6 protein-coding genes are annotated in these 4185 nt (G+C 66.7%); 3 read left to right on the top strand and 3 right to left on the bottom strand.

Going from position 1 to position 4185, the window contains the following annotated elements; genetic code table 11:
- Positions 1–919, bottom strand: a 919-nt coding sequence (locus P3T23_RS47155) for an anti-CBASS protein Acb1 family protein (RefSeq protein ID WP_429322868.1), incomplete at its 3' end; no start/stop codon positions are given.
- A gap of 168 nt (positions 920–1087) precedes the next feature.
- Here P3T23_RS47155 and P3T23_RS47160 point away from each other — a divergent pair.
- Positions 1088–1312, top strand: coding sequence for a hypothetical protein (locus tag P3T23_RS47160; protein WP_429322869.1), 225 nt, complete (start codon positions 1088–1090; stop codon positions 1310–1312).
- Between the two features lie 12 nt (positions 1313–1324).
- Here P3T23_RS47160 and terL read toward each other — a convergent pair whose 3' ends face one another.
- Entirely contained in the window at positions 1325–2860 is a 1536-nt protein-coding gene (gene terL / locus P3T23_RS47165; protein ID WP_429322870.1) for a phage terminase large subunit, read from the bottom strand.
- Positions 2790–3323 carry a hypothetical protein gene (locus tag P3T23_RS47170; RefSeq protein WP_429322871.1) on the bottom strand — a complete coding sequence of 178 codons (534 nt, stop codon included), beginning with the start codon at positions 3321–3323 and terminating at the stop codon, positions 2790–2792. The genes terL and P3T23_RS47170 overlap by 71 nt, the downstream gene beginning before the upstream one ends.
- 32 nt (positions 3324–3355) lie before the next feature.
- Here P3T23_RS47170 and P3T23_RS47175 point away from each other — a divergent pair, with 32 nt between their 5' ends.
- Positions 3356–3583, top strand: a complete 228-nt coding sequence (locus tag P3T23_RS47175) for a hypothetical protein (protein ID WP_429322872.1) — start codon at positions 3356–3358, stop codon at positions 3581–3583.
- 28 nt (positions 3584–3611) lie between these two features.
- A complete protein-coding gene (locus tag P3T23_RS47180; protein WP_429322873.1) occupies positions 3612–3989 on the top strand; it encodes a hypothetical protein in 378 nt (125 codons plus the stop codon).
- Positions 3990–4185: the final 196 nt, after the last annotated feature.

Consider the following 4185-nt stretch of genomic DNA (forward strand, 5'->3'; position numbering starts at 1 on the left):
CCGCGAGGTTCGTTTTCAGCACCATCGTCGAGAACGAATGCAGCAGGTCCGACACGCTCTGGCGCGTGCGCAGCCAGTTGTCGACGTAGGGCTTGACGATCTGCGACAGGGAGCGGCAGCCGAACGCATACGCGGGTTTCAGCATGTCGGGCAGGGGGCGCGACACGAACGTCAATAACCGCGTGGCGTGCACCTCGCGGTTCATCACGAACCAGCTGCGCGGGCGGTAGAAATCCGGGCTTAGCGCGTTCGCCGAATCGTACATGCCGGGGTAGGTCCAGATCGGCTCGACCACGCGCAACCCGTGCAGCGTTCCCTGGCCGACCTTCAGCGGCGAGTCGGTGAGGGGCGTGAGCAGCTCGGCCGGATCGTCGCTGTTGCCGCAATCGATGAAGATCTGCGAGCGCCCGAAAAAGCCATCCTGCTCGGCGACCTTGCGAAAGGCCGCCTGCACACCGAGGCGCTTCATCTCGGCCTCGATCGCCGCGAGTTTTTCGGTTTTGTCGTCATCCCCGGTGCCCTGCAGCCGGATCCACTTGCGGGTCATCTCCTTCGCAAGGATCTCGGCGGGCCGCCGGTACTCGGGCCGCTGCGTGAGTTCGGCGAGATACGGATAGCCGAGAAAGCCGAGCCCCTCGGCGAACGCACCCTGCAGCGCCCACAGGTACGGTTCGCCCACCGCAGCGTCACAGGCGAGCTTGGCGTCCCGCGCGATCACGCCGGGCGGGGCCTGCGGCAGCGTGAACGCCTGCAGGCGTGGCAGTGGCGCGCCGATCACGCCGAGCGCCGACTCACGGATGTCGAGGCTTTTGTGAGGCGACTCGCATGCCCCGGACGCGGGCGCAGGCGGTTCCACCCGCTTCGGTGGCTCATGCGCACCGTGATGCCAGGGGAATCGCCAGAAGTTCAGGTGCAGCACAACACCTCGTCAGACGCACGTCCGCATGCACGCAAACGCCACGTAGTCATGCTCGCCGCATGAAATTCGTGAAGCAATGTGAAATCCGGACCTGTCGTCTTGGCGATCGGGGCTTCGCAGTCCAGAATCGGCGACACGTACAACGTGGTGATACTTCAGGATAACGACATGTATCTGACGACCGAGCAACGCGTTGCGCTGCAAGTGGCGGCTGAACACGGCATCGACGCGATCAATGAACGGCTGTCCTGGCTGCGCACCAACAATCCCGCGGCCTTTCATGACAGCAAGTCGCTGCGCGAGCGGGTGTTCCTCATCGAGCCGGCCAACGGCACCCCGTGCCACCGTTTCATCCTCCCGGCCTCCACGCTATCGCCTGGCGAGAGCGACTGACGCCGCGCACGACTACACCGCCGCGAGCGCCGCATCGGAGATGCGCATCGGCCGGCGCGCGATCAGCAGCGCGAAGGCGCGCGACAGCGCGTCCACCTGGTCGTCATGCGCGCCGTACGGGAAGGTGCGCAGCTCGCTCACGAGCGCCGTGTTCCAGTCGGCCCTGAGCATCAGCACGTTGCCCGCGTTCACCTGCGCGGCGAACGGCTCGGCGCGCGTGGCCTTGTCGCCGGTCTCGGGCGACGACACCACCCGGTAACCGGCCAGCTCGCGCGTCAGGTACAGCACCTGCGTCTTGCCCGCCTGGCCCGGGTCCTGCGGCAGGCCGATGCGCACGCGTGCGCCGTCGAGTTCCGCCGCATGCGCGATCATCGCATCGCGCCGGTCCGGTCCCCACCGGCCGCGCTTCATGTCGCCGATCACGAAGCGGCCGTCGGCGAGCCGCCCGAGCTTCGCGCCGGCCGTCCAGTCGCCTTCGCCCTCGATGCTCGCGAGGTCCCAAGCGCGTACCCAGTCGATCCAGGCGACCGGCAGAACGTCGATCGTCTGGATGGCCTCGGGCCTGAACAGGTCACCCTCGGGCGGCACCGGCATCTGCTGGTAGAGGGACGCCCACGTGCGCGGGTTCGCCTCGTACTGCGCCCAGTGCCGCCGGTCGAACCATTCGGGCCACAGGTACTCGCCGCGCGCGCGGCCGAGCGGATCGGTGCCGGTTTCGCAGCGCGCCTGCAGGCACAGCACCTGCCACACGTTGCCGTCGCGGCACGCGATCATCCCGCTTTCGCCGTTCCACCCGGTGGGCAGGATGCGACCCGCCAGATCATCCTCGTGCCATCTCGTCTGGATCAGCACGATCCAGCCGCCGGGCGCGAGCCGCGTCTTGAGGTCGTCCTCGTACGCGTCGAACACCTTGTCGCGGATCACCTCCGAATCCGCCTGCTCGCGGCCGCGCACCGGATCGTCGAGCACGATGCCGTCGGCCCGGTTGCCCGTGACGCCCGAGAGCATCCCGCACGCGAGATACTCGCTGCCGTTGGTCAGCGCGAACGCGTGCGCGGCGTGCGATTCGTCGGTCAGGCGCGCGCCCCATAGCCGCTGATAGCGCGGTTGCCGGATGATCGAACGCGTGCGGCGGCCCATGCGGCTCGCCAGTGCATCGCCGTAGCTCGCCAGGATCACCTGCCGGTCTGGGGCGGCGCCGAGGTAATGCGAAGGGAACACCACCGACGCATACGTCGATTTCCCGGCGCCGGGCGGCGTGAAGATCATCAGCCGCCCGTGCGGCGTGCGGCTGGTATCGTCCACGCGCCGCAGGATCAACCGGTGGTGCGCGGCCAGCGGGGTCTGCAGCGGCTCGAACTGCTCGGCATCGTCGGATTCGTCAGCCCCGGCATCGTCGCCCACCGGCCTGCCCGGCACGTCGATCGCGTCCGCGTAGTCGAGAATGTCGGCGCGTGCGCGACGGCGCAATAGCAGTTCAGCCGCGGCGGTGTCGGGATCGACGGGCGTGGGACCGGGCGCCGGCGACGATGGCTTCGAGTTCCGCATCGCTCATCGACTGCACGCGCACCGGTCCGCCGTTGGCCCCGGTGAGTTCCACCGCCTGCGCGGTTTCCTTCCAGCCCGCGCGGCACTTGAGCCAGAACAGCATGCTGATGGTGTCGCCCGCGAGCGCCTTGCGGTAAAGCGTCTGGGCGACCAGGCTGTTGGCGCGCAGTTCGCCCTCGGCCAGTTCCTTCGCGAAATGCCGCCGCAGCGTCCGTACCGAGACGGGGCGTCCGCGCGTGCCCGACACCAGGGGACAGATGTCCGCTGGCCCGGCACCAAACGCGGTGAGCTGCGAGACGAGCTGCCGCTGCGCGTCGGTCGGCGAGAACAGGGCACGGGTCATGAACTGATCAGGAATGCAAACAGGTCTGGCCTGCTGTCGCTTTGATCTGACAGCCTGCGCCAGAAGCGAAATACCGATCAGATAGAACTTGGCTTCGTTGCGACACAGAGCGTTAATCACATCACCGCAACGAACCCAACGGCAGCCTCCAAATGGCCTACAAGGTAACCACCACCCAGCCCGCGCAGAAGCCACATCCGAACGTCATCGGCACCGCCATCGTCAACGACGAATACTCAATCGTCTTCGAAGGCCGCCAATACTGGACGACCGGGAAGGTTGGCCACTCGATGCATCACGGCACGCCGGTCGCCGAGTATCGCGACGAGACGGATCACCGTGTCTGGAAAGACGACCAGAACCGGGTTCACGCCGACTGACCGCCACGAACCCACCGGAACCCGAAAAATGAACGCCAGCACCAACCAGACCAACAGCCCGATTCCGGCCACCCGCAATGAGGCATGGGGCTTCTACGGCACGATGAACCGCCAGGCCGCAGCGGCCTGGCCGCTCGCGATCACCGCGATCAGCGAGGCGACCTGCCAGCCACCCGAAGCGGTGCGCGCCTTCCTCGACAGCAGCTTTGGCCGCCATTTCGCCGACACCGTGCAGGCCCGCCTGTACCACGGCGAGACGCTGCAGGACGCGATCAGCCGCGCCACCGGCGAATGGATGAACTATCGGGTCGGCGCCCATACCCGCCGCGCTTACGGCATCCCGCGCGACGTGGCGTACCTGACAGGCTTCGTGATCCTCTGCGAGATCATCAGCGACGACGAGTGACAACCGGCCATCAACGGGCGGCGACGCCGCCGTCCGTCTCACCCCGATTTCCCAACTTCCACCGAGCGAGAAACTGAACCATGGCAACGACCGCAAAGACTGGGCGCGATCAAATCTGAAGTGCAACACCTTCCTCGTGTAAGGTGCGCACATGCAAAAAAGAAGAACGTATCAACAGCTTCAGCCTGAAGAGCGC

Origin of the sequence: Paraburkholderia sp. GAS448, assembly GCF_050435685.1 — a bacterium.
Lineage (GTDB): Bacteria > Pseudomonadota > Gammaproteobacteria > Burkholderiales > Burkholderiaceae > Paraburkholderia.

Coding starts and splice junctions, on each gene's coding strand:
- P3T23_RS47160 (WP_429322869.1), top strand. CDS start 1,088: ATGTATCTGACGACCGAGCAACGCGTTGCGCTGCAAGTGGCGGCTGAA.
- terL (WP_429322870.1), bottom strand. CDS start 2,860: ATGCGGAACTCGAAGCCATCGTCGCCGGCGCCCGGTCCCACGCCCGTC.
- P3T23_RS47175 (WP_429322872.1), top strand. CDS start 3,356: ATGGCCTACAAGGTAACCACCACCCAGCCCGCGCAGAAGCCACATCCG.
- P3T23_RS47180 (WP_429322873.1), top strand. CDS start 3,612: ATGAACGCCAGCACCAACCAGACCAACAGCCCGATTCCGGCCACCCGC.